At 72.0% G+C, this 25636-nt stretch carries 22 protein-coding genes; 7 read left to right on the plus strand and 15 right to left on the minus strand.

The window, feature by feature from the left end; genetic code table 11:
* Positions 1 to 13: 13 nt before the first annotated feature.
* The gene (locus tag AB1K54_RS07665; RefSeq protein WP_371202152.1) at positions 14 to 901 is read right to left on the minus strand and encodes an NAD(P)-dependent oxidoreductase; all 888 of its coding nucleotides are present in this window, start codon (positions 899 to 901) and stop codon (positions 14 to 16) included.
* A complete protein-coding gene (locus AB1K54_RS07670) occupies positions 898 to 2280 on the minus strand; it encodes a M24 family metallopeptidase (protein WP_371202153.1) in 1383 nt (460 codons plus the stop codon). The genes AB1K54_RS07665 and AB1K54_RS07670 overlap by 4 nt, the downstream gene beginning before the upstream one ends.
* Positions 2281 to 2510: 230 nt before the next feature.
* On the opposite strand from AB1K54_RS07670, the gene AB1K54_RS07675 reads away from it, so the two are divergent.
* On the plus strand, positions 2511 to 3206 hold the full coding sequence (locus AB1K54_RS07675; RefSeq protein ID WP_371202154.1) for a helix-turn-helix domain-containing protein: 696 nt from the start codon (positions 2511 to 2513) through the stop codon (positions 3204 to 3206).
* 102 nt (positions 3207 to 3308) lie between these two features.
* Here the strand turns inward: AB1K54_RS07675 and AB1K54_RS07680 are convergent, their stop codons facing one another.
* Both AB1K54_RS07680 and AB1K54_RS07685 read right to left on the minus strand, forming a co-directional pair.
* Positions 3309 to 4361 (minus strand): zinc-binding dehydrogenase, encoded by a 1053-nt coding sequence (locus AB1K54_RS07680; RefSeq protein ID WP_371202199.1) that lies wholly within the window; start codon positions 4359 to 4361, stop codon positions 3309 to 3311.
* A 5-nt stretch (positions 4362 to 4366) separates the two neighbouring features.
* Entirely contained in the window at positions 4367 to 4678 is a 312-nt protein-coding gene (locus tag AB1K54_RS07685; protein ID WP_371202155.1) for a Dabb family protein, read from the minus strand.
* Between the two features lie 164 nt (positions 4679 to 4842).
* On the opposite strand from AB1K54_RS07685, the gene AB1K54_RS07690 reads away from it, so the two are divergent.
* A complete protein-coding gene (locus AB1K54_RS07690) occupies positions 4843 to 5868 on the plus strand; it encodes a ketopantoate reductase family protein (RefSeq protein ID WP_371202156.1) in 1026 nt (341 codons plus the stop codon).
* A 26-nt stretch (positions 5869 to 5894) separates the two neighbouring features.
* On the opposite strand, the gene AB1K54_RS07695 is transcribed toward AB1K54_RS07690, so the two are convergent.
* Both AB1K54_RS07695 and AB1K54_RS07700 read right to left on the minus strand, forming a co-directional pair.
* On the minus strand, positions 5895 to 6581 hold the full coding sequence (locus AB1K54_RS07695) for a GntR family transcriptional regulator (RefSeq protein WP_371202157.1): 687 nt from the start codon (positions 6579 to 6581) through the stop codon (positions 5895 to 5897).
* Between the two features lie 40 nt (positions 6582 to 6621).
* Positions 6622 to 7149, minus strand: coding sequence for a VOC family protein (locus tag AB1K54_RS07700; protein ID WP_371202158.1), 528 nt, complete (start codon positions 7147 to 7149; stop codon positions 6622 to 6624).
* 156 nt (positions 7150 to 7305) lie between these two features.
* Here AB1K54_RS07700 and AB1K54_RS07705 point away from each other — a divergent pair, with 156 nt between their 5' ends.
* A complete protein-coding gene (locus tag AB1K54_RS07705; RefSeq protein WP_371202159.1) occupies positions 7306 to 9492 on the plus strand; it encodes a thiamine pyrophosphate-dependent enzyme in 2187 nt (728 codons plus the stop codon).
* Complete coding sequence (locus AB1K54_RS07710; protein ID WP_371202160.1) at positions 9492 to 10700, plus strand: dihydrolipoamide acetyltransferase family protein; 1209 nt, start codon at positions 9492 to 9494, stop codon at positions 10698 to 10700. Before AB1K54_RS07705 ends, AB1K54_RS07710 begins: the two co-directional genes overlap by 1 nt.
* 11 nt (positions 10701 to 10711) lie before the next feature.
* On the opposite strand, the gene AB1K54_RS07715 is transcribed toward AB1K54_RS07710, so the two are convergent.
* The 6 genes from AB1K54_RS07715 to AB1K54_RS07740 all read right to left on the minus strand — a co-directional run bounded on the left by AB1K54_RS07715 (position 10712) and on the right by AB1K54_RS07740 (position 19280).
* Positions 10712 to 11548, minus strand: coding sequence for an alpha/beta fold hydrolase (locus tag AB1K54_RS07715; RefSeq protein ID WP_371202161.1), 837 nt, complete (start codon positions 11546 to 11548; stop codon positions 10712 to 10714).
* A gap of 137 nt (positions 11549 to 11685) precedes the next feature.
* A complete protein-coding gene (gene galE, locus AB1K54_RS07720; protein WP_371202162.1) occupies positions 11686 to 12663 on the minus strand; it encodes a UDP-glucose 4-epimerase GalE in 978 nt (325 codons plus the stop codon).
* A gap of 207 nt (positions 12664 to 12870) precedes the next feature.
* Entirely contained in the window at positions 12871 to 14514 is a 1644-nt protein-coding gene (gene pgm / locus AB1K54_RS07725) for a phosphoglucomutase (alpha-D-glucose-1,6-bisphosphate-dependent) (protein WP_371202163.1), read from the minus strand.
* A 115-nt stretch (positions 14515 to 14629) separates the two neighbouring features.
* A complete protein-coding gene (locus AB1K54_RS07730; protein ID WP_371202164.1) occupies positions 14630 to 15511 on the minus strand; it encodes an alpha/beta hydrolase in 882 nt (293 codons plus the stop codon).
* A 25-nt stretch (positions 15512 to 15536) separates the two neighbouring features.
* Positions 15537 to 16358 carry an alpha/beta fold hydrolase gene (locus AB1K54_RS07735; RefSeq protein ID WP_371202165.1) on the minus strand — a complete coding sequence of 274 codons (822 nt, stop codon included), beginning with the start codon at positions 16356 to 16358 and terminating at the stop codon, positions 15537 to 15539.
* A gap of 99 nt (positions 16359 to 16457) precedes the next feature.
* Positions 16458 to 19280: an AAA family ATPase gene (locus tag AB1K54_RS07740; protein WP_371202166.1), complete on the minus strand. Its 2823-nt coding sequence runs from the start codon at positions 19278 to 19280 to the stop codon at positions 16458 to 16460.
* A 70-nt stretch (positions 19281 to 19350) separates the two neighbouring features.
* On the opposite strand from AB1K54_RS07740, the gene pheA reads away from it, so the two are divergent.
* The 3 genes from pheA to menC are packed head-to-tail and all read left to right on the plus strand — an operon-like array spanning position 19351 to position 21903.
* Positions 19351 to 20310 carry a prephenate dehydratase gene (gene pheA, locus AB1K54_RS07745; protein WP_371202167.1) on the plus strand — a complete coding sequence of 320 codons (960 nt, stop codon included), beginning with the start codon at positions 19351 to 19353 and terminating at the stop codon, positions 20308 to 20310.
* A 1-nt stretch (position 20311) separates the two neighbouring features.
* Positions 20312 to 20797 carry a pyridoxamine 5'-phosphate oxidase family protein gene (locus tag AB1K54_RS07750; RefSeq protein ID WP_371202168.1) on the plus strand — a complete coding sequence of 162 codons (486 nt, stop codon included), beginning with the start codon at positions 20312 to 20314 and terminating at the stop codon, positions 20795 to 20797.
* Positions 20794 to 21903, plus strand: coding sequence for an o-succinylbenzoate synthase (gene menC / locus AB1K54_RS07755; protein WP_371202169.1), 1110 nt, complete (start codon positions 20794 to 20796; stop codon positions 21901 to 21903). Before AB1K54_RS07750 ends, menC begins: the two co-directional genes overlap by 4 nt.
* A gap of 90 nt (positions 21904 to 21993) precedes the next feature.
* Here menC and AB1K54_RS07760 read toward each other — a convergent pair whose 3' ends face one another.
* The 3 genes from AB1K54_RS07760 to AB1K54_RS07770 all read right to left on the minus strand — a co-directional run bounded on the left by AB1K54_RS07760 (position 21994) and on the right by AB1K54_RS07770 (position 25466).
* The gene (locus AB1K54_RS07760) at positions 21994 to 23052 is read right to left on the minus strand and encodes an LLM class flavin-dependent oxidoreductase (protein ID WP_371202170.1); all 1059 of its coding nucleotides are present in this window, start codon (positions 23050 to 23052) and stop codon (positions 21994 to 21996) included.
* 143 nt (positions 23053 to 23195) lie between these two features.
* On the minus strand, positions 23196 to 23978 hold the full coding sequence (locus AB1K54_RS07765; protein ID WP_371202171.1) for an NADPH-dependent F420 reductase: 783 nt from the start codon (positions 23976 to 23978) through the stop codon (positions 23196 to 23198).
* 102 nt (positions 23979 to 24080) lie between these two features.
* Positions 24081 to 25466 (minus strand): FAD-binding protein, encoded by a 1386-nt coding sequence (locus AB1K54_RS07770; protein WP_371202172.1) that lies wholly within the window; start codon positions 25464 to 25466, stop codon positions 24081 to 24083.
* Positions 25467 to 25636 lie beyond the last annotated feature (170 nt).

Genomic DNA, 25636 nt, shown 5'->3' on the forward strand with positions numbered 1-25636 from the left:
CCGCGACCCCGGGTCACAGGTCGCGCCGCGACACCTCGGCGATCGCCGACCAGTCGGCGCCGCGCAGCTCAGGGTCGGCGAGGGCCTTCTCGAACACCTCGATGAGCGCCGGCATCGTGGCCGGTCGCACGCCGGTGGCCTCGGCGACCTGCGCGGCCAGGTCGAGGTCCTTGCGGCCGAGGGCGATCTGGAACCCGGGCGGAAAGTACGCCTGCCGCGCGATCATGCCGCCGTACCCGGTGTAGACGACGCCGCCGAACAGCGTGCTCGACAGCAGTTCGGTGAACAGGGCCGGGTCGACGCCGAGCCGCTCGGTCATCGCGACCGACTCGCCGATCGCCTGCAGCGCGTGGATGATGTCGTAGTTGACGGCCGCCTTCACCGCGTTCGCGACAGACGGGCGATCCGCGAGCCGCCACACGCGCCTGCCCATCGCCTCGAGGTACGGCTCGACGTCGTCGAGGGCGGCCGGGTCGCCGGCGGCCAGGATGTTGAGCTGACCCGCCGCCGCGATCTCGGGACGCCCCAGCACGGGGGTCGCCACGTACCTCGCGCCCGCCGCGGCGAAGGCATCCGTCAATCGATCCGACAGCGCGGGACTGATCGAGGCCATCATGACGTGCGTGCGCCCGGCCGCGTGCGCGATCGCGTCGGGCGTGAGCACGGCCAGCGCCGCCTCGTCGTTCGCGAGCATCGAGAACGAGACGTCGGCCTCGAGGGCGCCGGCGACGGATGCCGCATCCCGCGCCCCCGCGGCCACCAGGCGCTCGACGGGCTCGGGCGAGCGGTTCCACACGGCGACGTCGTGCCCTGCCGCGATCAGGCGACCGGCCATGCCAGCGCCCATCGTGCCGACCCCGAGAAAGCCGAGCGTCGCGCCGCCGTGTTCGTTCGAGCTCACGCCTCGCCCCGGCCCCACACGGTGTTGCGGTGCGACTGAGAGTCGCGTTCGAGACTGAGCGGTCCGCCCACCGCGATGTAGCGGGAGCCGGCCACCAGCAGCTCTTCGGCGGGGAACTTCGTGATGACCTCGCAGCCGTCGGCGGTGACGACGACCTCCTCTTCGATGCGCGCCGCGCCCCAGCCGTCGGCGGAGGGCCAGTACGTCTCGAGGGCGAAGACCATGCCCTCCTGAATCTCTTCGGGGTGCTCGAGCGAGGTGAGGCGCGAGAAGATCGGCTTCTCCCAGATCGACAGGCCCACGCCGTGCCCGTACTGCAGCGCGAACGCGGCCATCTCGTCGGGGAAGCCGAACTCCTGCGCGGTCGGCCACACCTCGACGATGTCGGCCGTCGTCGCGCCGGGCTTCACGAGCGCGATCGCGCGGTCCATGTACTCGCGGGCGCGGGTGTAGGCGTCGCGCTGGGCCGAGCTCGCCGAGCCCACCGCGAAGCAGCGGTAGTAGCACGTGCGGTAGCCGTTCCAGCTGTGCAGGATGTCGAAGAACGCCGGGTCACCCGGGCGGATGAGCCGGTCCGAGAACACGTGCGGATGCGGCGAACACCGCTCGCCCGAGATCGCGTTGACGCCCTCGACGTACTCCGAGCCGAGGTCGTACAGGGTCTTGGCGACCAGGCCCACCGCCTCGTTCTCGCGCACGCCCGGCCGCAGGAACCGGTACAGCTCTTCGTACGCGGCATCCACCATCGACGCGGCCTGCGTGAGCAGCCGGATCTCGTCGCCCGTCTTGATGCGGCGCGCCTCCATGAACACCTGCTGGCCGTCGACGACCTGAATGCCCTCGCGCTGCAGCGCCATGAGCACCGGCAGCTCGATCACGTCGACGCCCAGCGGCTCGTTCGCGACGCCGAACTTCTCGAGCTCGCGCTTGATCTTGCGGGCGAGGTCGGTGGCGATCTCTGCGTCGGGCGGGAAGGCCCCCCGCAGCGTCGAGATGCCCGCGCGCGCGCCCGACTCCAGCCGCGGACGCTTCGCCCCCTCGTGCGGGGCGTGGGGGTCGGCGTCGAGCTCCGACGTCGTGACGTCCAGCCACGGGTTGTACAGCGCGTGGTGCTTCGCCGCCGACCCGAAGTCCCACACGATCGGGTCGGTGCGGCGGGTCAGAAGCGCGAACCGGATGAGCTTGTCCATCGCCCACGTGCCGATGTGCGTCGCACTCATGTACCGGATGTTCGAGAAGTCGAACGCGAGCACGGCGCCCAGATCGGATGCCGCCAGCTGCGCCTTCAGCCGCGCGAGGCGATCGTCGCGCAGCCGCTCCATGTCGACGCGCTCCTCCCAGTCGACGGCGTTGGTTCCGGTCGAGCCGGTGCTCTTCATCGAGTCCTCCTCCGTCGGGAGCGGCGTGTCGCTCGCGCGTGTGAAGCATAGCTTAACGGTCTGTCGTGGCGTGTTGCAGGCAGATTCACGCGAATGCAGGCCAGCGGATGCCTCGTCCCGCCGGTTCGTCGATCGGCATCGGCTCTGACTGGACATGTGGCGAGCACCCTGGCTCTACAATGACGGGACGGCGCGCGGCGAAGTCGTCCGGCCGGGACGGGGGACACGCAATGCCGGACATGCTCGGCGCACGCATCCGCGAGGCGCGACTGCAGCGCGGGATGAGCCTGCGCAGCGTCGCGCAGGCGCTCGGGGTGTCGGCATCCCTCATCTCGCAGGTCGAGATCGGCAAGACCCAGCCGTCGGTGGCAACGCTGTACGCGCTCGCGAACCACCTCGGCGTCTCGCTCGACGAGCTCTTGGGCATCCAGGCGCCGGGCTCGAAGCCGGCGCCGCTGTTCGGCCACACCGGCCCTGCCCTGCCCGATGTGCAGCGCGCGGCCGACAACCCCGTGATCGAGATGGAGAACGGCGTGCGGTGGGAGCGGCTCGCCGCCGGCGCGGGCGGTCCCGCCGACGCGCTGCTGGTGACCTACGAGCCGGGGGCGTCGAGCTCGGTCGAGGGCAAGCTCATGCGCCACGCCGGCGTCGAATACGCCTACCTCGTCGAGGGCGAGCTCACACTGCACCTCGAGTTCGACGAGCACGTGCTGCGCCCGGGCGACTCGCTGCAGTTCGACTCGGTGCGCCCGCACCTCTACTCCAACCGCGGCTCGGTGCCCGCCAAGGGGGTGTGGTTCGTCGTGGGTCGCCGCCAGCAGAACCAGGCGCTGCCCGACGCTCCGGGCTCTGCCGCCGCTGAGCCCGGCGCGGCCCCGGCCTCTGCCGTCGACGTGCTGCGCGCGATGGACGACCTCGGCGCCTGACCGGCCGTTGGACCGGCGTCCCGTGATCGCCGCGCTGCGCGATCGCTGAGGGCAGGCGCTTTCGGGAAGATGAGGAGAGGGCGGCGCGGCTTTGCCGCCGTCCTATCGGGTGTGGACGGCGGGGCGGCGCGCTCTGGCCCACGGGTCGATGAGCGTCTTGATGCGGGTCGAGCCGCCGCGCAGCAGGGGAGTGAGCGCGTCGTCGACGAGCTCGTCGAGCGGCAGCACCTCGCCGGCGATGTCGGACCAGTCCGGGCGCGTTGCGAGCAGGCGGATCGCCTCGGGGAAGTCGTCGCCGAAGACGTGCGCGACGGTGCCGACGATCGTGTGCTCGCTGAGCGTCCAGCGCCCGAGCGGCACCGGCGCCTCGCCGCGCTGCACACCGACGGGCACGATCGTCGACCCCGGCCGGGCGGCCTCGAGCACCGAGGCGAGCCCGGGCGCCGATCCGCTCACTTCGAAGAACACGTCGGCGTCCATGCCCAGCTCATCGAGGCGTTCGGCGATCGGCGTCGCCCCGGCCACGAGTCCGGCCGTCGCGCCGAGGCGCTGGGCGAGCTCGAGCCGCGCCGGGTTGGGGTCGACGGCGAGGATGCGCGCACCGGTGGCTGCGGCGGCCACGGTGATGAACGCGCCGATGCCGCCGACGCCGACGATGACGGCATCCTGTCCCTCGCGCAGTCCGCTGCGGCGCGTCGCGTGCACGCCGATCGCCATCGGCTGCGCGAGCCCCAGGGTGTCGGGGGCCAGGGCGGCCGCGGTCACGTCGAGGACGATGGATGCCGGGGCCACGACGTAGCCGGCGAGGCCCCCGTCGTGGTGGAAGCCGATCGTGGTGTAGCTGCGGCAGAGGTTCGTGCGGCCCAGACGGCACGGCTTGCACGCGCCGCACGAGACGCCCGCGCCGCACACGACGGATGCGCCGATCGCGAGTGCCTCGACGCCCGCGCCGATCGCCTCCACGACACCGGCGAACTCGTGCCCGAGCGTCACCGGAGGCTGCGCGAGCACGAGCCCGCGGCCGAATTCGGTCGCGTCGCTGCCGCACACCCCGCACACCGTGACCCGGATGAGCACGTCGCCCGGACCGGGCTCGGGCACGGGCCTCTCGTCGATGCGCAGGTCGCCGAATGCGTGCAGCACGGCCGCCCGCATGGTCGTCACCTCAGCGAGCCCTCGGAGATGGGCAATTGCACGGCGGTGCGCTCGGCGATCATCCAGCCCAGGTGCGACTCGTACACGGCCTTGTGCGCGGGGTCGTCGAGGTAGGCGTCCAGCGCCGCGGCATCGGCGACGATCGCGGCCACGCCGTAGTCGGCGCCGCCGGGGCGCAGGTGCAGGTTCGGGCCCACCACATACGAGTCGAGCACCGGGATGCCGGCTGCCATGCGCTGCAGCGCCTCGGTGGCGGAGGCCACGTCGGCCTCGGTGACCTCGTCCTTCCAGCGGAATGATGCGATGTGCAGGATCATCGGCCTGTCTCTCTTCGTCGAGTCGTCTCAGCGGGGGATCGTCCAGCAGGGGATCGTCCAGCAGGGGTGTACAGCACGCCCACGGGTGCCGCAGAATCACAGCGTACCGGTCGCCGGTGTACATCGGCGCTGTATCATCGGGTCCACCCGACGGAGGGGGCATCATGGCAGGCGCGCGCATCGCGGTGCTCGGGGCGGGGGCGAACGGCGCGTCGATCGGCGCGGATCTGACCGCTGCCGGGCTCGACCCGCTGCTCGTGGAGCAGTGGCCGGCGCATGTCGAGCGCATCCGCGCCGAGGGCCTGCGCATTCTCTCGCCCGAGGGCGAGCTGCACGTGCGCCCGCGGGTCATCCACTTGTGCGAGGTGGCCGAGCTCACCGAGCGCTTCGACGTGGTGCTGATGCTCATGAAGGCCTACGACTCGCGATGGGCGGCGCAGCTGATCGAGCCGTACCTCGCCCCGGACGGGGTTCTCGCCGGAGTGCAGAACGGCATGACCGCGAGGGTCGTCGAAGAGGTGGTGGGAGCGGGCCGGACCATCGGCGCGGTCATCGAATGCTCGGCCACGATGGACGAGCCCGGCATCGTGCACCGCCACACCGGCCTCGCGCGGTCGTGGTACGCGGTGGGCGCCCTGCCCGGCGGCCCCGTCGACCGCGTGGACGAGGTCGCCGCGCTGCTGCGCCACTCCGGCACGGTCGCCGTGGCCTCCGACATCGCGTCGGCCAAGTGGATGAAGCTCGTCAGCAACTGCACGCTGCTGGTGACCTCGGCGATCCTCGGGCTGCCGATGCTCGAGGCGCTGCACACCCCCGGCTTCCGCGACGTCATGGTCGCGGCGGGCAACGAGGCGCTGGCCGTCGGGCAGGCGCTGGGTCACGGCATCCTGCCGATCTTCGGTCTCGAGCCGCACGAGGTCGACAACCCTGCGACCGTCGTGGACACCATGACCGACAAGCTCTTCGCGGGCTTCGTGGTGCCCGGTGCGACCACGACGGTGCTGCAGGACTGGACGAAGGGCCGCCACAGCGAGGTCGACGACCTCAACGGGCACGTCTCGGCGACCGGCCGCGAGCGCGGCATCCCGACGCCCGTCAACGACGCCGTCGTCGCGCTCGCCCACCGCATCGAGCGTCGCGCGCTGCACCCCGATCCCGCGCTGCTGGGGGAGCTGCTCGCCGCGGTGTGACTCGCGCCGCGCGACGGCGGCTTCCGCTACGGCACCTCGCGGATCGTCTCGAACAGGTGCGGATGCCGCGACAGCTGCCTGCGCGTGCGCCGGATGTGCGCGGCGACCACGCGCTCGGCATCCTCGGTGTCGCCATCGCGCAGGGCCGCGACGATCAGGTGGTGCTCGTCGTTCGCGATGCGGCGGGCGTCCGGCCCGATCGAGCGGGTGTAGGCGCGCCGGTACGGCTGGGTGGTGTTCCACAGCTTCTCGACGAGCTCGCCCAGCTGCGTCGTGCGGGCGCGCCGGTACGTGCCGAGGTGGAACTCGCGGTCCAGCTCGAGGAACGCGTCGACGTCGTCAGTGTGCGCCATGCGCTCCGACAGCCCCTGCAGCCGGTCGAGGTCGCCGGGGTCGAGGTTCGGCGCGGAGTAGGCCAGCAGCAGCGGCTCGAGCCGTTCGCGCATGCGGTAGATCTCTTCGCACTCGGCGAGCGTGAGCGTCGCGACCCATGCCCCGGTGTTGGCGACGAGGGTCACGAGTCCTTCGTGCTCGAGAATGCGCAGCGCCTCGCGCACGGGCACGCGGCTCGCGCCGAAGCGCTCGGCGAGGTCTTCTTGACGGATGCGGGCACCCGGCGCGAACTGGCCGGTGAGGATGCCCGCGCGCAGGGCGTTGGCCACGCGCGCGCCGGCGTCGCCGCCGCGCGTGCGGGGGCCCGGGTCGATCGTCATCGGCTCGCCTCGCTCTCGCGGGCCAGTCCTCGCGCGCGGCTCATTCCGCGGGGCGGGCCGGATGCCACAGGCGCCGGTCGGTGCCCTGCTCGTAGGCTTTGCCGCCGGGATAGCTCACGAGTTCGAACTGCATGCCCCACGGGCTCAGGAAGTACACCCATCGCTGCCCGTCGCTCGCGTGGCGGCTCGCTGTCGGCTCGCCGAGCACGCGGACGCCCTCGGATCTCAGGTAGTCGACGGCGGCGTCGATGTCGTCGACGTAGAGGGCGAGGTGGTGGCCGCCGAGGTCGCTGTTGCGGGGCTCGGGCGCCTGCCCGTCGGCGGGCTCGTACTCGAACACCTCGAGGTTCGTGCCGTTGCCGAGGCGGAAGAACCGCAGGCGCCGCATGACCGTGCGCGGGTGCACGCCCAGGTGCTCGCGCATCCAGTCGCCCTCGTCGAAGGCGAACGGTCCGAGTTCGTAGAAGCGCTCGGCGCCGAGCACCCGCACCAGGAAGTCGTCGGCCTCGTCGAGGTCGGGCACCGTCACGCCGAGGTGGTCGCTGCCGCGCAGGCCGGGGATGGGCATGGGCAATCCTCCTTGATTGGATCCAAGTATGGCCGACGTGAGCGCGAGAGTCGAGGCATCCGGCTGAAGAGTCTTGTGATTGGATGCAACGCGCGCCTATGCTGTGCGTGCGCGGCCTGCCGCGCGGTGGCCCGGCGTCGATGAGGAGGTGGGACCATGCCCGCATACGAGCGGCTCGAGACCGGCGTTGCGTGGGTGCAGCTCACGACGACGCCGGACGACTGGAAGGCGGCCGATCCGGCGCTGCTGACCGGCATGCTCGCCCAACTGCACCTCATCCGCGCGTTCGAAGAGACGGTGCTCGAGCTCGCCGGAGAGGGGCTCGTGCACGGGCCTGCCCACTCGAGCATCGGGCAGGAGGGCGGGGCGGTCGGCTCGATCATCGGGCTGCGGTCGACGGATGCCGTCAACGGCTCGCATCGCGGGCACCACCAGTTTCTCGCCAAGGCGCTCACCCACGTCGCGGGCGGGCGACACGACCTCGCGGCGATCGTCACCCCCGCCGTCGACGGGGTGCTGCAGCGCACCCTCGCCGAGATCCTCGGCCTCGCGCAGGGCTACTCGAGCGGCCGCGGCGGCTCGATGCACCTGCAGTGGCTCCCCGCCGGCGCGCTGGGCACCAACGCGATCGTCGGCGGCGGCGCGCCGATGGCGACCGGCAACGCGTGGGCGCAGCGGCACGCCGGCACGACCGACCTCACCATCAACTTCTTCGGCGACGGTGCGAGCCAGATCGGGTCGGTGCTGGAGAGCATGAACCTCGCCGCGACGTGGCGGCTGCCGGTCGTGTTCTTCATCGAGAACAACCTCTACGGCGTCTCGACGCACGTGTCGGAGGTCACCGCCGATGTGCGCCTGTCGGTGCGCGGACAGGGCTTCGCCGTGCCGTCCTGGCGCGTCGACGGCATGGACCCGCTGGCCGTCCACCTCGCGATGCGCGAGGTCGAGGAGCGCGTGCGCGAGGGCGGGGGCCCCGCGATCGTCGAGGCCGAGGTATACCGGTTCTTCCACCAGAACGGCCCCTACCCCGGCAGCGCCTTCGGCTACCGCACGAAGGAGGAGGAGGGGCAGTGGCGTGCGCGCGACCCGCTCCAGCGCGTCGGCGCCGAACTGCAGACGCTCGGGCTCGTCTCGCCCGAAGATATCGCGGCGGTGCGGGCACAGGCTCTCGACGAGATGCGCGAGGTGACGGGGCGGCTCTTCGAGACGGACCCCGCCGATGCCGGCAAGCGCCGGATCCGCCCCGAGCTGTGGCCGGACCCGGCATTCGTCGACGTCGGCATCCGCGGCGACGCGAGCGAGCTCGACGGCGGTCGCACGCTCGAGCCGATCGGCGCCGACGTGCCGTTCGCGCCGACGAAGTTCGTCGACGCCGTCGCGGCGGTGATGGCCCGGCGCATGCAGGAGGACGAGCGCATCGTCGTGCTCGGCGAGGACGTTCACCGCCTCGCCGGCGGCACGAACGGCGCGACGAAGGGGCTTGCGGCACGGTTCCCCGGGCGGGTGCTCGGCACCCCGATCAGCGAGAACGCGTTCGTGGGGCTCGGCGGTGGCATGGCGCTCGACGGACGCTTCCGGCCCGTCGTCGAGTTCATGTACCCCGACTTCCTGTGGGTGGCCGCCGACCAGGTCTTCAACCAGATCGGCAAGGCGCGGCACATGTTCGGGGGAGTGAACCCGGTGCCGCTCGTGCTGCGCACGAAGGTCGCGATGGGCTCGGGCTACGGCTCTCAGCACCTCATGGATCCCGCGGGGGTCTTCGCGACCAGCCCCGGCTGGCGCATCGTCGCGCCCTCGACCGCGGCCGACTACATCGGGCTCATGAACACCGCGCTCGCGCTCGATGACCCCGTGCTCGTGATCGAGCACATCGACCTGTACGGGCAGGTCGACGAGATCCCCGAAGGCGACCTCGACTACCGCCTGCCGCTCGGCCGGGCCGGGCTTCGCCGCGAGGGCTCCGAGGCGACCGTCATCAGCTACCTGTCGATGGTGCGGCACTGCCTCGAAGCGGTCGAGCAGACCGGGCTCGACGCCGACGTCATCGACCTGCGGTGGCTCGACCGTGCCTCAGTGGACTGGGCCACGATCGAGGCATCCGTCAAGAAGACCAACGCCGTGCTGATCGTCGAGCAGGGCGCGCAGGGCACGTCGTACGGCGGGTGGCTCGCCGACGAGGTGCAGCGGCGCCTGTTCGACTGGCTCGACCAGCCGGTGCAGCGCGTGACCGGAGGCGAGGCGAGCCCCAGCATCTCGCGGGTGCTCGAACGCGCGGCGATCGCCCGCACCGAAGAGGTCGTCGCCGGCATCGAGCGGCTGCGCGCCGGGTTCGGGGGCGCGTGATGGCGACCGTCGTGCGCATGCCCGCGGTGATGGCGGGGGCGACCGAGGCCGCGATCCAGACGTGGCTGGTCGAACCCGGCCAGTCCGTGTCGGTCGGCACGCCGCTCGCCGAGGTCGAGACCGAGAAGGCTGTCATCGAGTACGCGTCCGAGGTCGAGGGCACCGTTCTCAAGCTGCTCGCGGCCGCCGGCGACGACGTCGCCATCGGCGCGCCCATCGCCCTCGTCGGCGCGCCGGGCGAGACGGTCGAGGGGGTGCCAGGCGACGGCGCGGTCGCCGCGGCTGCGTCGCACCATCCACCGGCCGAGCGCCGGTTGGTCAGCCCGCTCGTGCGCCGCCTCGCCCGCGAGCGCGGGATCGATCTCGAGCTCATCCCGGGCTCCGGCCCCGGGGGGCGCGTCGTGCGGCGCGATCTCGAAGCGTACGAGGCGCAGGCTGCGGCGCCGGGGTCTGGGACCGGGCCGGCCGCGCCCACCGCCGTGCCTGCGCCGGAGGTTCCCGAGACCGGGGCCGAGGCATCCGCTGCTCGGGACGTCGAAGAGATCCCGCTCACCCGCATGCGGCGCGCGATCGCCCGCCGTCTCACCGAGAGCAAGACCACGGTGCCGCACTTCTACCTCGAGGCCGACTGCCGCGTCGACCGGCTGCTGGAACTGCGAACCGAGATGGCCGAGACGGCCGGCGTGCACGTGTCGGTCAACGACTTCGTGCTGAAGGCGGTCGCCGGCGCGCTGGCCGACGTGCCCGAGGCCAACGCGACGTGGGGCGAGAGCGTGATCCGCCGGCACCGCACGATCGACCTCGCCGTGGCGGTCGCGGTCGACGACGGCCTGGTGACGCCGATCGTGCGCGATGTCGACCGGCTGACGCTGACCGAGCTGTCGGCGACCGTGAGCGAACTCGCCGCGCGGGCGCGCGCGGGGCGCCTCTCACCCGGCGAGCTCGAGGGCGCGGCGTTCGGCGTCTCGAACCTCGGCATGTACGGCGTCTGGTCGTTCTCGGCGATCATCAACCCGCCGCACGCGGGCATCCTCGCGGTCGGCGCGGCGCGCCCGGCGCCGGTCGTCGTCGACGGCGCGCTCGCGGTCGGCACCCTCATGTCGGTGACGCTGTCGGCGGACCACCGCGTGATCGACGGGGCCGTGGGCGCCCGGTGGCTGGCGGCGTTCGTGCGGCGGATGGAGCATCCGCTCTCGATGCTCGTGTGAGGGCGGTTCGCCTATGAGCGCAGAAAGGCCAGCAGCGCCTCGTTCACCTCGGCGCCGTGGGTCCACAGGAGCCCGTGCGGAGCGCCTTCGATCTCGACGTAGGTCGCCTCGGGCAGCAGGTCCCTGAAGCGGCGGGCGGTGACGTCGATCGGCAGGATGTTGTCGGCCGTGCCGTGCAGGATCAGCGCCGGGACGTCCACCGCGGGGATGTCGGCGCGAAAGTCCGTCGGCCACGTCAGGGGCGCCGCTGCGATCGCCGCGTTGCCGGCATGGTTGGCGACCTGCACGCTCGCGTCGAGGGCCTCTTGCGAGATGCGCGAGCCGAGCGTGTCGTCGAGGTTGTAGAAGTCCTTGAAGAAGCCGGCGACAAAGGCGTACCGGTCCTCGCGCACCGACGCCGAGATGCCGTCGAAGAACTCCTGCGGGCCGGCGCCGCCGGGGTTGTCCTCGGTCTTGAGCAGGTACGGCTCGAGCGACCCGAGGAACGCGACCCTCGCGATGCGCGCGCTGCCGTAGCGCGACAGGTACCGGGCGATCTCGCCGGTGCCCATCGAGAAGCCCACGAGCACCGCGTTGGTGAGGTTCAGCGTCTCGATCAGCACGTTCAGGTCGCTCGCGAACGTGTCGTAGTCATAGCCCGAGGCCGTCTTCGTCGACGCGCCGAAACCGCGCCGATCGTAGGCGATCACGCGGTAGCCGGCGTCGAGCAGCGCTGCCTGCTGCTTGCCCCACGACTCGCCGTTCAGCGGGAACCCGTGGATCAGCACGACCGGCTGACCGACACCCTGATCGGTGTAGAACAGCCTGACGTCGACCGAGTTCTCGGTGGACACGGTGATGTGCGACATGTCGTCTCCTCTCACCGCTCGGGGTGCGCGGCGTCACGTCCGACGCTAGGCCGACAGGACCGTTCCCGCCAGTGGCGAACGTCATCGGAATGGGGATCGGCCCGGCTTGACCGGGGCCTTCTGCGACCGGCCGAAGCTCAGCGCGCCGCGCGCCTGGCCTCCCAGCCCGAGCGGACCATCTCATCGAGCGTGTAGCGGTTGCGCCAGTCGAGGTCGCGCGCGGCGACGTCGCCGGTGGCGACGATGCGGTCGGGGTCGCCGGGGCGGCGCGGCGTGATCTCGGCCGTGAAGCCGATGCCGGTGACCCGCGCCATCGCGTCCATGATCTGCCTCACCGACAGGCCGTTGTGCGAACCGAGGTTGTAGGCCGGCTCGATCGGCTCGCCGGTCGTGAGGCGCTGGGCGGCGACGACGTGCGCCGCCGCGATGTCGGCCACGTGCACATAGTCGCGCACGTTCGTGCCGTCCGGGGTGGCGTAGTCGTCGCCGTAGATGCGGGGCGTGCGCCCCTCGAGCAGCGCCTCGAACACGAGCGGGAACAGGTTGTGCGGGCTCGTGTCGTAGACGGCGGGGTCCGCCGAGCCGACGACGTTGAAGTAGCGCAGAGACGTGTGGCGAAGCGGATGCTCCGACCCCGCCGTCGCGACCGCCTGGTCGCGCAGCAGCCACTCGCCGATGAGCTTCGACTCCCCGTACGGCGACGCGGGGCGCTTGGGCAGATCCTCGGTGACGAGGTCGACGTCGGGCGTGCCGTACACGGCCGCGCTCGACGAGAAGACGATCTTCGACACCCCCGCCGCCTCCATCGCCTCAAGCACGACGCGCGTGCCTTCGACGTTCTGCGCGAAGGTGTGGAGCGGGCGGGCGACCGACACTCCGGCGTACTTGAAGCCGGCGACGTGGATCACGCCTTCGACGTCGTGCGCACGCAGGGTCTGCTCCACCAGGTCGCGGTCGAGGATCGTTCCGCGCGCGAACGGCACGCCCGCGGGCACGAACTCCTCGTGGCCGCTGGACAGGTCGTCGATGACGACGGGGGACAGCCCCGCGTCGCCGAGCGCGCGCACGATGTGCGCGCCGATGTAGCCGGCACCGCCGGTCACGAGCCAGGTCATGGGACTCCTCGGGGTGGGGTGTGGGATCGCGACGCCGAGGCGGCGCGCAGGGTTGAGCGGCGGCATCGGCCGCCCCGACCCTCGTGCCATTCTTCCTGATCCTGCGGTCTTCGTCGGGCGCGACCGGCGTAGACGACGAGCAGGCACGCCGCGCCCCGCGCGGCGAGCGCGGCAGCGACGTCGAACACGGTCGCGCGTGCGGGGGAGTCAGGCGCCGCCGAGCGCCTCGGTCACGACCTCGCGCGCCTCGTCCTGCACCTGCGCGAGGTGCTCGGGGCCGCGCAGCGACTCGGCGTACAGCTTGTAGACGTCTTCGGTGCCCGACGGGCGCGCCGCGAACCACGCGTCGGCCGTCACGACCTTGAGGCCGCCGATCGCCGCATCGTTGCCGGGTGCGTGCGACAGCTTCGCCGTGATCGGCTCGCCGGCGAGCTCGGTCGCGGTGACGGCATCCGGCGACAGCTTCGCCAGCGCCGCCTTCTGCGCCGGCGTCGCGGGCGCATCCACGCGCTTGTACGTCGACGCACCGAACTCGGCCTCGAGTTCGGCGTAGCGCTGCGACGGCGTCTTGCCGGTCACCGCGAGGATCTCGGCGGCGAGCAGGCACAGGATGATGCCGTCTTTGTCGGTCGTCCACACCCCGCCGGCGCGCCGCAGGAACGACGCGCCCGCCGACTCCTCGCCGCCGAACGCGATCGACCCGTCGAGCAGGCCCGGAACGAACCACTTGAACCCGACCGGCACCTCGTACAGCCGCCGCCCGAGCGCGGCGACGACGCGGTCGATGATCATCGACGACACGAGGGTCTTGCCCACCGCGGCATCCGCCGGCCAATCGGGGCGGTGCGTGTAGAGGTAGTCGATCGCGACCGCCAGGAAGTGGTTGGGGTTCATCAGCCCCGCGTCGGGCGTCACGATGCCGTGCCGGTCGGCGTCGGCGTCGTTGCCCGTGAGCAGGTCGTAGTCGTGGCGCCGCTCGACGAGCGCCGCCATCGCGTAGGGAGAGGACGGGTCCATGCGGATCTTCTCGTCCCAGTCGAGCGTCATGAAGCGCCACGTCGGGTCGACGTCGGGGTTCACGACGGTGAGGTTCAGCCCGTACACCTCGCCGATGAGGGCCCAGTAGTCGACGGATGCCCCGCCCAGCGGGTCCGCCCCGATGCGGATGCCCGACGCGCGGATCGCGTCGAGGTCGATGATGTTCGCGAGGTCGCGCACGTACACGTCGCGGAAGTCGTACGTGCTGATCGCGTCGCCGTCGAGGTCGGCGTAGCGCGTGCGCGCGACCCCCTCGAGTCCCGCGGCGATGAGGGCGTTGGCGCGGTCGGCGATCCAGCTCGTGGCGTCGACGTCGGCGGGGCCGCCGTTGGGCGGGTTGTACTTGAAGCCGCCGTCGCGCGGCGGGTTGTGGCTGGGCGTCACGACGATGCCGTCGGCACGGCCCGGGTCAGAGGCGGCGCGACCGCGGTTGTAGGTCAGGATCGCGTGGCTCACGGCGGGCGTCGGCACCCACGAGTCGCGCGCGTCCAGTCGCACATCCACCCCGTTCGCGACGAGCACCTCGACGGCGCTGCGCTCGGCGGGGCGCGAGAGGCCGTGCGTGTCGCGCCCGAGGAACAGCGGCCCCGAGATGCCCTGCGACGTGCGGTAGTCGACGATCGCCTGCGTGGTCGCGAGGATGTGGTCTTCGTTGAAGCTCGACGTGAGCGCCGACCCGCGGTGACCGCTCGTGCCGAACGCGACGCGCTGCGCCGGGACGGCGGGGTCGGGCTTCTTGTCGTAGTAGGCGCCGATCAGCTCATCGATGTCGATGAGGTCGGATGCTTCGGCTGGCTGTCCTGCGCGGCTCATGGGCCTAGTCTGCCGCGAGCAGGGCGATTCTGTCCCGTCGAGGCGTCATCGACGGGAGCCGGGCGTCACGACGACAAGCGTCCCGATGCGGGCCGCGCCGCGGCGCGGCATCCGTTCACGCGTTCGTCTTCGTCCTTCCGGCGGTGGCCTCGGCGGCGGCGCGCGCGGCCGGCACGCTGCGCGCGTGCGCCATCGACCAGTCGAGGGCGTAGTCGGCGACCTCTTCCCAGCCGTCCTGGCTCACGATGCGGTGCGTGCGACCCGGGAACTCGATCTGCTCGACCAGGGCCGTGCCCTGCGCATAGTGCTTCAGCGCGGCCCTCTGGATCGCAGGCGGCGCGACGTGGTCGATCTCGCCCGAGATGAGCAGCAGCGGCGCCCGGTCGGGCTTGCGGAAATCGACGTGGGTCAGTCCGGTCTTCTCCTTCGGCAGCGACAGCACCCCCTCGAAGAACACCCGGTTCACCGAGTTGACCGCGGACTTCTCCCACTCGACATCGGATGCCTCGCGGCTGAGGTCGTTGCCGAACGTGTAGTGGAAGTGCCGCTTGGTGAACGCGTTCGCCTTGGACTTGCGGAACGGGTTGGCGAGGATCGGCAAGCCGGTGCGCAGGGTCGACAACGGCAGCGTGAGCACCCCCGCTGGCTGCCCTGGCTCCACGCCGACGCCCGCGACGCCCAGTCCGCGGTCCAGGAGCATCTGCGCGAAGATCCCGCCGAACGAGTGCCCCATGATGATCGGCGGGGCCGGCAGTGCCCGGATCACGCGGTCGTACGAGTCGACGATCTCGACGATCGACACGTTCTCGAGCGCGCTCGGGTCGCGGCGCACGTCTGCGGGGCTGCGGTCGTCGATGCCCGGCCAGCCGGGTGCGATGACCTCGTGGCCGCGCTGGCGGAAGCGGCCGGCCCACGTGTCCCAGCTGGACGGGGTCATCCACAGCCCGTGCACCAGCACGACGGGCGGCAGCGGGGCGGGAACGGATGCGTCAGACATGGTGTCGCCTTTCGTGTGGGGGCCGTCAGGCCTCGATGAACGTGAGCAGGTCGGCGTGCAGCCGCTCGCGGTCGGTGTCGGGAAGGCCATGCGCGCCGCCCTCGTACACGATCAGCTGTGCGCCGGGCACGGCAGCGGCCGACAGCCTCCCGCTGATCTCGAACGGCACGATCTGGTCGTCGTCGCCGTGGATCACCAGCAGCGGCACGTCGACCTTCGCGAGGTCGGGGCGGAAATCGGTCGCCGAGAAGGCGGCGATGCACTCGTGGGCGTTGCGGGTGCCGGATGCCAGCCCCTGAAGCCAGAACGCGTCGCGGGTGCCCTGCGGCACGTCGCCGGACCGGTTGTTCCCGAAGAACGGGCCGTCGGCGAGGTCGCGGTAGAGCTGCGAGCGGTTGTGCGCCTCGCCGGCGCGGATCCCGTCGAACACGTCGATCGGAAGGCCCCCGGGGTTGTCGTCGGTGTGCACCATCAGCGGGGGCACCGACGAGACGAGGACGAGCTTCGCGACCCGCGCCGAGCCGTGGCGGGCGAGGTAGTGCAGCACCTCTCCGCCGCCGGTGGAGTGCCCGACGAGCGTCAGGTCCTGAAGGTCGAGATGCTCGATGAGGCAGGCGAGGTCGTCGGCGTAGGTGTCCATGTCGTTGCCGGACCACGTCTGGGCGGACTTGCCGTGACCGCGTCGGTCGTGTGCGATCGCGCGGTGACCGTGCTCGGCGAGAAAGAGGGCGGCGGCCTCCCACGCGTCGCTGTTGAGCGGCCAGCCGTGACTGAGCAGCACCGGGCTGCCGCCGCCCCAGTCCTTGTAGAACAGCTGCGTCCCGTCGTCCGTGTTCACGTACGGCATGGCAACCCCCTCGTGGTGTGTCTGTGGTCGCCATCGTGCTCGCGGGTCGGCGTCCCGCGCACCACGCACGGCACGTAGTCTCGACGCCCGCGGCGATCGCTACGCGGTCTCTCCCGCGGGCGTCCGGACGGCGTCGGCGAGCTGCCGGCGCGAGTTCACACCGAGCTTGCGGAAGATCTTGCGCAGGTGGTAATCGACGGTGTTGCGGCTGATGAACAGGCTCGCGCCGATCTCAGCGTTCGTCGCGCCGTCGGCGGCGAGGCGGGCGATGACCGCCTCCTGGGACGTGAGGGCGATCGCCGGCTGCGCGATCATCGCGGGGCTCTCGCCGAGCGCGGCGAGCTCGCGTCGTGCGCGCGCCGCGAACCGCATCGCACCGGTCTGCTCGAAGAGCGTCAGCGCGGCGTGAAGCTGATCGCGCGCGTCGCGGCGGCGTCGCTGCCGCCGCAGCCACTCGCCGTACATCAGGCGCGCCCTCGCCCGATCGCCGATCACCTCGGTCGTGTCCAGAGCGGCGAGGGATGCCTCGTAGTGAGCCTGTGCCGTCTCATCGTCGCTCAGCAGCGCCCTGCACCGTTCGTCGATTCCGAGCAGCCAGGGCCGGCGGTTGACCTGCGCGAGCCGGTGGATCTCGCCCGCCGTCGCCTCTGCCTCGTCGCGTCTGCCGGTCTTCACCGCCGCTTCGACGAACTCGCCGAGCTGGTGGAAGCTCGCCTGCAGGAAGGGCTGTGCGACGAGCGGGCGCAGTGTCGCGTACGCATCCTCGAAGCGCCCGTCGGCGAGCTGGCCGATGCCGACCGCGGCGGCAGCCATCCGCCAGACCCCGTGCCACCCCGCCGCCGCCAGCGCGTCGGCGATCGGCAGCACCGCCTCATCGGGGGCGCCCTGCCACGGCAGCAGCGCGGCGTTCACGACCTGCTCGTCGGCGTAGCCGACCGCCCGGCGCAGCTGCGCCGCCTGCTCCATGTAGCTGCTCGCCTGCGCGGGGTCGCCGCGCGTGAGCTCGACGGCGCTCAGCACCCACAGCACGGCGTCGGCCTCGCGGACGGCGCCCAGCTCTCGCGCGACGCGGGCGGTCCGCGAGAGCAGGCGGGCCGCGGCATCCGGGTCCCACAGGCCCACCGTCGGAGACACGGTGCAGAAGCTGAACTCGAGCAGCAGCGCGTCGTCGAGCCCTTCGAGCATCGTCGCGGCCGCCTCGAGATGGGGCAGCGCCACCTCGTACGGGTCGAGGATGAAGGCCGCGAGCGCGCGCAGCATGACGGCGTACGTCCCGTCCGCGGCGTCCGCGCCCGCGCGGAACCGCAGCCCGAGCTCGGTCATCGAGATCGACGCCGAGCGGTGCTCGGCGCTCTGCACGAAGTTGAGCGCGTGCATCAGGGCGCGCTGCTGGGCCTCGGGGGCGATCGAGCCGAAGCTGTCGGCGGCCTCGACCAGCGTGGCCGCGCCCGTCAGCAGCGCCGGAGTGTCGCCGAGGAACAGCCCGCTGATCGCGCGCGTGAAGAGATAGCGGCCGCGGGTGACCGCCGTCAGGCCCTCGACGTCGACGGTCGCGAGCAGCTCCAGCGCGAGCCGCGCGGCGCCGCTGGCGATCGCCGCCTCGCTCGCGGCGACGATCAGCTCGTCCCGCACCGCGGGGTCCGGGCTGAGACCGGCCGCTCGCGCGAGCAGGCTCGCCCGCGACGACAGCCCGCCACGGGTCGCCGCGCGGTCGGCGAGTTCGACGAGCTCGCTCGCGAGGTCGGCGTCGGTGCCGGCGGATGCCGCGGCCGCGTGCCACGCGCTGAATTCGGGGAGTCCGCGCGCGGCGGTCTCGACGCGCAGGATCGCGTGCACCTCGCGCCGCTCGACGTCGGGCGCGGAGTTGTAGACGGCCGAACGGACCATCGGATGCCGGAACCGCACCGTGTCGCGGATCTCGACGAGCCGATTGCGTTCGAGTTCGGCCGACGCGTCGGCGGCCAGGCCCAGCTTCGCCGCCGCGGCGCGCACGACCGAGGCGTCGCCCGAGGACTCCGCCGCCGCGACGAGCAGCCACGTGCGCGCGTCGGGCGAGAGGCGGCGGACGCGGGCGGTGTAGTGCTCTTCGAGCCGACCGCCGATGGGCGCCGGCGACTGGGCGATCGCGGCGAGGGTGAGCCGCTGGGGGTCGCTCTCGAGTGCCAGCTCGGTGAGTGCGAGCGGGTTGCCGCCGGTGCTCGCCGTCAGCGCCGACACCACCGCCGGGTCCAGGGGCGCGCCCGCCAGCCGCGTCAGCAGCGCCTCGGCGGCCGGAAGCTCCAGCCCCGCGAGGCGCTGCACGGGCACACCGGCGAGCGCCGCGGTGACCGGCTCCTCCTCGCGTGCCGCGAAGATCACGGCGACCGCCTCGGCCGACAGCCGCCGCGCGACGAAGCCGAGCACGCCGAGCGACTCGGGGTCGAGGTGGTGCGCATCGTCGACGAGCACCACGAGCGGTGCGACCTCGCTCGCCGACGACAGCAGCGACAGGGCCGCCAGCGCCACGAGCGCCCGCTTCGGCGGCGGGCCCTCGCGCAGACCGGCTGCGACCAGCAGCGCGCTGCGGTGGTGGGCGGGCAGTTGGTCGGTCTGCGCGTCGAGCACGCGGCCCAGGCGCTGCAGACCCCCGTAGGCGAAGTCCGACTCCACCTCGAATCCCGTGAGCTCGAGCACGCGGCAGTGCGCGGCGAACTTCGCGGCCTCGCCGAGCAGCATGCTCTTGCCGATTCCGGGGTCGCCGACCACCAGCAGGGCGCCGGCGGTGCCGTTGCGGGCGCCCGCGATCAGCGCGTGGAGGCGGCCCAACTCCTCATCGCGCCCCAGTATCGGCGAGGGTTCGACATCGATGCCGCCAACGTAGACCGAGCCGCCGTCGCCGACAAGGCCCGTGCGCGCGGGGTTCTCGGGCCCGTGAGACGGCACCGGCGTGGGTCTGCGGTCTCACGAGGCTGAAGGGGGCGGGCGGGGGCCGGCCGCGGCTAGGCTGAACGCCGTGACCGACCTGGCAGAGGCATCCGTGCGCCGTACCTACAGCTATCTCGGGCCGGCCGGCACCTTCACCGAAGCCGCGCTCGCCCAGGTGCCCGAGGCCCGCGACCAGATCTGGCGGCCCGTCCGCAACGTCGGCGAGGCGCTGTCGGACGTCGTCGACGAAACCTCGGACGGCGCGATGATCGCGATCGAGAACTCCGTCGACGGGGGCGTGTCGACCGCGCAGGACGCCCTCGCGACCGTGCCGGGGCTCCGCATCGTGGGCGAGTACCTCGTGCCGGTCGACTTCGTGCTGGTCGCCCGGCCGGGCACGCGTCTCGAAGACGTGTCGGTCGTGGCGGCGCATCCGGTCGCGTACGCGCAGTGCCTGCAGTGGCTCGCCGAGACCCTTCCCGCGCATTCGCACATTCCCGCCGCGAGCAATGTCGCCAGCGCTCTGGGCGTGCTCGAGGGCACGAACGGGGCGGATGCCGCGATCGCCCCGCCCGGGATCCTCGAGCACCACGAGCTGGAGCTTCTCGCCGAGCACATCGGCGACAACCCCAACGCGGTGACGCGCTTCGTGCTGGTGAGCCGCACGGTCGCGGCGCCGCCCCCCACCGGCGCCGACAAGACCTCGCTCATCGCCGAGCTGCCCGAGGACCACCCCGGTGCCCTGCTCGAGATGCTGGAGCAGTTCGCGACGCGCGGCATCAACCTGTCGCTGCTGGCGTCGCGCCCGATCGGCGACGCGCTCGGGCGGTACCGGTTCGTGATCGACGCCGACGGGCACATCCACGACGAGCGCATGGCCGACGCGCTCTTGGGGCTGCGCCGCTTCAGCCCGAAGGTCGTGTTCCTCGGGTCGTATCCGCGCGCCGACCGCGCCGTCGTGCACTACCCCGAGCGCTACTCCGACGACGTCTTCGTCGAGGCCCGCGACTGGCTGCGCGGGCTGATCAGCGGCGAGCCCGAGGTCTGACGTGTCGGCGCCGCTCGTGCTCGACCCCGCCGTGCCGCTGCACGCCCTCGCGCTCGAACGCCTCGAGTCGGAGGAGGTGGGATGGCTCGGCACGGCCGGTCGCGACGGCTTCCCGCACGCGGTCCCGGTGTGGTTCCTGTGGATCGACGGCACCGTGGTCGTCTTCGTGCAGCCGCGCTCGGTGAAGGCGCGCAACCTCGCCGCCGATCCGCGGGCGGTGTTCCACCTGCAGACCGAGTGGGACGGTGAGAACGTGCAGGTGCTGCAGGGCACGGCCGAGTTCTCGCCGGAGCCGACGGCGGTGTGGCTCGAGCGCCACCGTGCCGCGTACCTCGAGAAGTACCAGGCCGGGCTCGACCGCCTGCAATGGACGATCGACCGTGTCATCGACCAGTACACGCTCGCGGTCGTGCTGCGCCCGCACAAGCTCATCTCGTGGGCGCCCGATCGGCCGCTCGCCGCGAGCCGGAGCGAGGGCGCTCGATGAAGGTCGAGGGGTTCGAGCTGCGGCGGGTCGCGATGCCGCTGGTGACGCCGTTCCGCACGTCGTTCGGCACGCAGACCGCGCGCGACATCCTGCTGGTGAAGGCGGTGACGGATGCCGCCGACGGCTGGGGCGAATGCGTCGCCGGGGCAGATCCGCTCTACTCGCCCGAGTACGTCGACGGCGCGGCGGACGTCATGCGCAGGTTTCTGATCCCCGCCCTCGCGGGGGTCGGGGATGCCGACGAGGTGGCCGGGGCGCTGCATCCGTTCAAGGGTCATCGCATGGCGAAGGCCGCACTCGAGGCCGCCCTTCTCGACGCGGAGCTGCGGGGGCTCGCTCGCTCGCTCGCGAACGAGCTCGGGTCGGTCGCCGACCGCGTGCCGTGCGGGGTGTCGGTGGGGATCATGGACTCCATCCCGCAGCTGCTCGACGCCGTCGGCGGTTACCTCGACGAGGGGTACGTGCGCATCAAGCTCAAGATCGAGCCGGGTTGGGATGTCGCACCCGTGCGCGCTGTGCGCGAGCGGTTCGGCGACGTGTGGCTGCAGGTCGACGCGAACACCGCGTACACGCGGGACGACGCCGGACACCTCGCGCAGCTCGACGAGTTCGACCTGCTGCTGATCGAGCAGCCACTCGACGAGGAGGACGTGCTCGGCCACGCCGATCTCGCCCGGGTCGTGAAGACCCCGATCTGCCTCGACGAGTCGATCACCTCGACCGAGACGGCCGTGGCCGCCGTGCGCCTGGGGGCGACGCGCATCATCAACATCAAGCCCGGCCGGGTGGGCGGCTACCTCGAGGCGCGCCGCATGCACGACTACTGCCTCGGGGCGGGCGTTCCGGTGTGGTGCGGGGGCATGGTCGAGTCCGGCATCGGGCGTGCCGCGAACATCGCGCTCGCGTCGCTTCCGGGCTTCACGCTGCCGGGCGACGTGTCGGCGAGCGGCCGGTTCTACGAGGTCGACATCACCCCGCCGTTCGTGATGCGTGACGGGCATCTCGACGTGCCCACCGGCCCCGGCATCGGGGTCGAGCCGATCCCCGAGATCCTCGACGAGCTCACGACGTCGGTGGAGTGGATCCCGCTGCGCTCCGCTCGGTGAGCGCGCCGACCGTTCTGCGGAGAGACGCCGTTGTTCGGACCGCTCGCGCGCGAAGCATCCGAAGAACGGCAGATCTCGGCGGCAGTGCCGTCAGCCGAGCAGGTCGGCGGCGAGCAGCTCCAGCGTCTGGATGCGGCCGGGTGCGGCATCGGCCGGCTCACCGTCATAAGCGGCAGCGACCGGAGAGATCATGACCTCGTCGACGCCGTGCTGCTGGGCGAAGGACGAGAGGGCGGATGCCGCATCCGCACCCGTGCCGACGAACCAGCGCGACCGCGCCTGGGCCATGATGGTCTCGGCCAGCCCGTCGAAGTCGCGGTTGGCCTTGGCCTGCTCGACCGTCTCGAGCGGCACGAGGGGCATGTTCGTGCGCAGCCGCGCCATCATGTGCAGCTGGGGGAGGGCGCGCTCTTCGGCCTCTTCGGCGGTGGGCGCGGCGATGACGTTCGCGGTGAGGAACGTGCGCGGCTCGGGGTGCTGCTCGTTCGGCTGGAACTCGGTGCGGTACAGCGCCAGCGCGCGCTCGAGGCCCTCACCCGAGAAGTGGTTCGCGAACACGTACGGCAGGCCGAAGGCCGCCGCCAGGCGCGCCGAGTAGTCGCTCGATCCGAGCAGCCACACCTCGGGCGTGGTCGTCGCGGCCGGCGTCGCGTGCACGCCGTACGTGCTGCCCGACGTGAACCGCACCGTCGCGCCCTCGCCCGAGACGAGCGCCACGATGTCGTTGATGTTGTCGGGGAACCGGTCGACGTCGCTCGTCGTGCCGCTCTGGCGCAGCAGCTGCGTGATCACCGGGTCGCTGCCCGGTGCGCGCCCGATGCCGAGGTCGATGCGGCCCGGCGCGATCGCCTCGAGCGCCGCGAACTGCTCGGCCACGATGAGCGGCGAGTGGTTGGGCAGCATCACCCCGCCCGACCCCACCCGGATGCGCTCGGTGCGCGCCGCCGCCGCGGCGATCAGCACGGGCGGGGCGGTCGAGGCCACCGCCGGCATGTTGTGGTGCTCGGCGAACCAGTACCGGCGGTAGCCGAGCCGGTCCGCCGCCTGCGCGACGCCGAGGGATGCCGCCACCGCCTGCGCGCTGGTCTGCCCGGTGCGCACCGGCACCAGGTCGAGGACGGACAGGGCCGGGGCGGGTGTGTTGCTCATCCCCAGAGCCAACCCGCCGGGGCGTGCGCCGTATTCCTGCGGGAGCCGGAGGATGTCGCCGGCGGCGGGTGTATTCACAAGACTGCGCTGCCGATGATCCGGCGGTCGCGGCATCCGTCATCCGCTCTGGGAACAGAACAGCGTCAGGGCAGCCGGTTGGCGCGCTCGACGTTGGCGCGCATCTCGTCGGCCGTCTGCCGGGTGCCGTAGCCGGGGCGGTCGCGCTCGAGGCGCCACGACTGGTCGAGTCCGCCGACGACGACCGTGTCGTAGCCGAGACGGTTGTAGATGTCGGTGACGACCTCGATCGCCTCGGGGTAGTCGCTCGCGGTGCCCAGTGCCCGACGGTCAGGCGTGCCCTCGGGCGTGCCGTCCGTGGTGATCTGGGCCGACAGGATGTTGTTGAACGCCTTGGCCACCTTCGAGGTGGGCAGATGCTGCTGCAGCAGCCCCGACGTGGTCGCCTCGCCGCGGTCGAGGGCGTCGATGTGGCCGTCGCGCTCGAAGTAGTAGTTGTTCGTGTCGAGCACGATCTTTCCAGCCAGAGGCTCCACCGGGATGTCCTTGAGGGCCTTGAGGGGCACGGTCACCACTGCGATGTCGGCGAGGGATGCCGCCTCCTCGGCGGTGACCGCGCGCACGCCGGATCCGATCTCGGCGACGAGGTCTGCGAGGGTCTCGGGTCCGCGCGAGTTGGCGATCGCCACGTCGTACCCGATCGAGGTGAAGGCGCGCGCAAGCTGGCCGCCGATGTGTCCTGCTCCGATGATTCCGATTGTCGTCATGACGGGCCGCAACCCGCAGAACGCGGAGCGCATTCCCGTGTTTCTCTGAAAGTCCTCCGCCGGCGGCGGGTGAAGAAGCCGGGCGCGTCGGATGCGTCGCACAAGGCCGTGCTCACCGCGGTCGCCCGTGCCCGGAGACAAGCGTCCGACGAAGCGTCGCGGCGACCGCGCACCCCGTCGGACCCGTGCGGCCCGAGCGGCAGAACCCGGTCCTCTCCGTGCTCGCCGAGAGACAGCGCGAGGCTATGGGCCGACCGGATGATTCGAGCGCATCAGGTCGGTCGGGTCGACGTCGGCCTTGATGCGGCGCAGGCGATCGAGGGAGTCGCCGAAGAGTCGGCCGGGTTCTGCCGGCGACTCGACGAAGTTGAGGTACGCGGTCTCGGCCCGCCAGGTCTCGACGCACGTGAGCATTCGGTCGACCGAGGCGCGCACGGCGGCGGCCGCCTCGGGGGACGGCGTGATGCCGACGCCGAAGAGGAGGAACTCGCCGGCGAGGCCCGACGTTGCTCCGCCCGCTGTGCGACCGGGTGTCAGCTCGCCGCCCAGATGCCGCACTTCAGCCGAGAGCAGCGCAGAACCCGAGTCGGCGCCGACGCTCTCCAGGAGCGCGTCGAGCGCGTCCGGCGGGAGCGAGCGCAGCAGCGCCCCGTCGCCCAGGCACGGCACGGGCTCCGTCGGGTCCATGTGCAGTTCGTGCAGCCGCTCGACGGGCGTCACCGCGAACGTGTCGATCTCGGGGGCGAGCGCGCGCAGCGCAGCGAGCAGGGCGTCCGCCCGCGCGGCGTCCAGCTGCATCGCCGCCTCGATCACGACGAACGCGCGGCCGCGGAGCGGCTCGGGAATCTCGGGCAGGGGTGGCAGCCGCAGAACCCGGCTCACCGAGGTGACGGTGTCGGGCAGCTCCTCGACCCATTCGCGCCATGCGCGCAACACCGGCTGTGCGTCGTCGATCGGCCAGAACAGCGCGCCGGCGATGACCTCGCGCAGGGGGAACAGTTCGAACTCGAGCGCGGTGACGACGCCGAAGCCTCCGCCGCCTCCGCGCAGCGCCCAGAACAGCTCCGTGTCATGCACGTCGCTCGCTCGTCGGTGTCTGCCGTCCGCGGTCACGACCTCGATCGCCGTGACGTGATTCGCGGCCAGTCCGTGGGAGCGTGCAAGCCAGCTGAGCCCGCCGCCGAGCGTGTAGCCGACGACCCCCACATCGGCGGACGAGCCGGCGAGCGCCGCGAGCCCGTACTCGGCGGCCGCCGGGCAGACATCGGCCCACAGCGCTCCGGCCTCGACGCGCGCGATGCGGTGCACCGGGTCGATGTGCACGGTTCGCATCTGCGACGTGCGCAGCAGGATCGTGTCGGCGAGATCGCCGAGAGGGGCCGCGTTGTGGCCGGTGCCCTGCGGGGCGACGCGCAGTCCGAGCCGGCGCGCCGCATCGACGGTGGCGACGATGTCCCGCACGCTCGCGGCGCGCACGACGGCGGCGGGGCGCTGGTCGACGGCGAGATTCCACGCCGTGCGAGCGGCATCCCAATCGGCTGCTGCGGGCAGAGTCAGCTCGCCGCTCAGCGCGTCGGCCAGGTCGGCCAGGTCGGCGAACGAGTCGGTCAGGGGGGTGAGGGTGGTCATGACGGGTTCCTTTCGCTGCGGGCGGCACCCGGATCTGGCCGCCATGGCCATCCTGACCAGCGGGCCCGCGGCGCGGTATCCCACGATGATCGTGACTTCTCGCGGCGGATCCCCCTCAAATGAAGGGTTGTCGCCGCGCGTGGGCGAGAGGAACATGGTGTGCGAATCAG

Source organism: Microbacterium sp. BWT-B31 (assembly GCF_041379855.1).
Taxonomy (GTDB): domain Bacteria; phylum Actinomycetota; class Actinomycetes; order Actinomycetales; family Microbacteriaceae; genus Microbacterium.

What these genes read in the sequence shown, in the direction of transcription:
- AB1K54_RS07670 (WP_371202153.1), bottom strand. Translation starts at nt 2,280, where the DNA reads ATGAAGAGCACCGGCTCGACCGGAACCAACGCCGTCGACTGGGAGGAG.
- AB1K54_RS07675 (WP_371202154.1), top strand. Translation starts at nt 2,511, where the DNA reads ATGCCGGACATGCTCGGCGCACGCATCCGCGAGGCGCGACTGCAGCGC.
- AB1K54_RS07680 (WP_371202199.1), bottom strand. Translation starts at nt 4,361, where the DNA reads ATGCGGGCGGCCGTGCTGCACGCATTCGGCGACCTGCGCATCGACGAG.
- AB1K54_RS07685 (WP_371202155.1), bottom strand. Translation starts at nt 4,678, where the DNA reads ATGATCCTGCACATCGCATCATTCCGCTGGAAGGACGAGGTCACCGAG.
- AB1K54_RS07690 (WP_371202156.1), top strand. Translation starts at nt 4,843, where the DNA reads ATGGCAGGCGCGCGCATCGCGGTGCTCGGGGCGGGGGCGAACGGCGCG.
- AB1K54_RS07695 (WP_371202157.1), bottom strand. Translation starts at nt 6,581, where the DNA reads ATGACGATCGACCCGGGCCCCCGCACGCGCGGCGGCGACGCCGGCGCG.
- AB1K54_RS07700 (WP_371202158.1), bottom strand. Translation starts at nt 7,149, where the DNA reads ATGCCCATCCCCGGCCTGCGCGGCAGCGACCACCTCGGCGTGACGGTG.
- AB1K54_RS07705 (WP_371202159.1), top strand. Translation starts at nt 7,306, where the DNA reads ATGCCCGCATACGAGCGGCTCGAGACCGGCGTTGCGTGGGTGCAGCTC.
- AB1K54_RS07710 (WP_371202160.1), top strand. Translation starts at nt 9,492, where the DNA reads ATGGCGACCGTCGTGCGCATGCCCGCGGTGATGGCGGGGGCGACCGAG.
- AB1K54_RS07715 (WP_371202161.1), bottom strand. Translation starts at nt 11,548, where the DNA reads ATGTCGCACATCACCGTGTCCACCGAGAACTCGGTCGACGTCAGGCTG.
- galE (WP_371202162.1), bottom strand. Translation starts at nt 12,663, where the DNA reads ATGACCTGGCTCGTGACCGGCGGTGCCGGCTACATCGGCGCGCACATC.
- pgm (WP_371202163.1), bottom strand. Translation starts at nt 14,514, where the DNA reads ATGAGCCGCGCAGGACAGCCAGCCGAAGCATCCGACCTCATCGACATC.
- AB1K54_RS07730 (WP_371202164.1), bottom strand. Translation starts at nt 15,511, where the DNA reads ATGTCTGACGCATCCGTTCCCGCCCCGCTGCCGCCCGTCGTGCTGGTG.
- AB1K54_RS07735 (WP_371202165.1), bottom strand. Translation starts at nt 16,358, where the DNA reads ATGCCGTACGTGAACACGGACGACGGGACGCAGCTGTTCTACAAGGAC.
- menC (WP_371202169.1), top strand. Translation starts at nt 20,794, where the DNA reads ATGAAGGTCGAGGGGTTCGAGCTGCGGCGGGTCGCGATGCCGCTGGTG.
- AB1K54_RS07760 (WP_371202170.1), bottom strand. Translation starts at nt 23,052, where the DNA reads ATGAGCAACACACCCGCCCCGGCCCTGTCCGTCCTCGACCTGGTGCCG.
- AB1K54_RS07770 (WP_371202172.1), bottom strand. Translation starts at nt 25,466, where the DNA reads ATGACCACCCTCACCCCCCTGACCGACTCGTTCGCCGACCTGGCCGAC.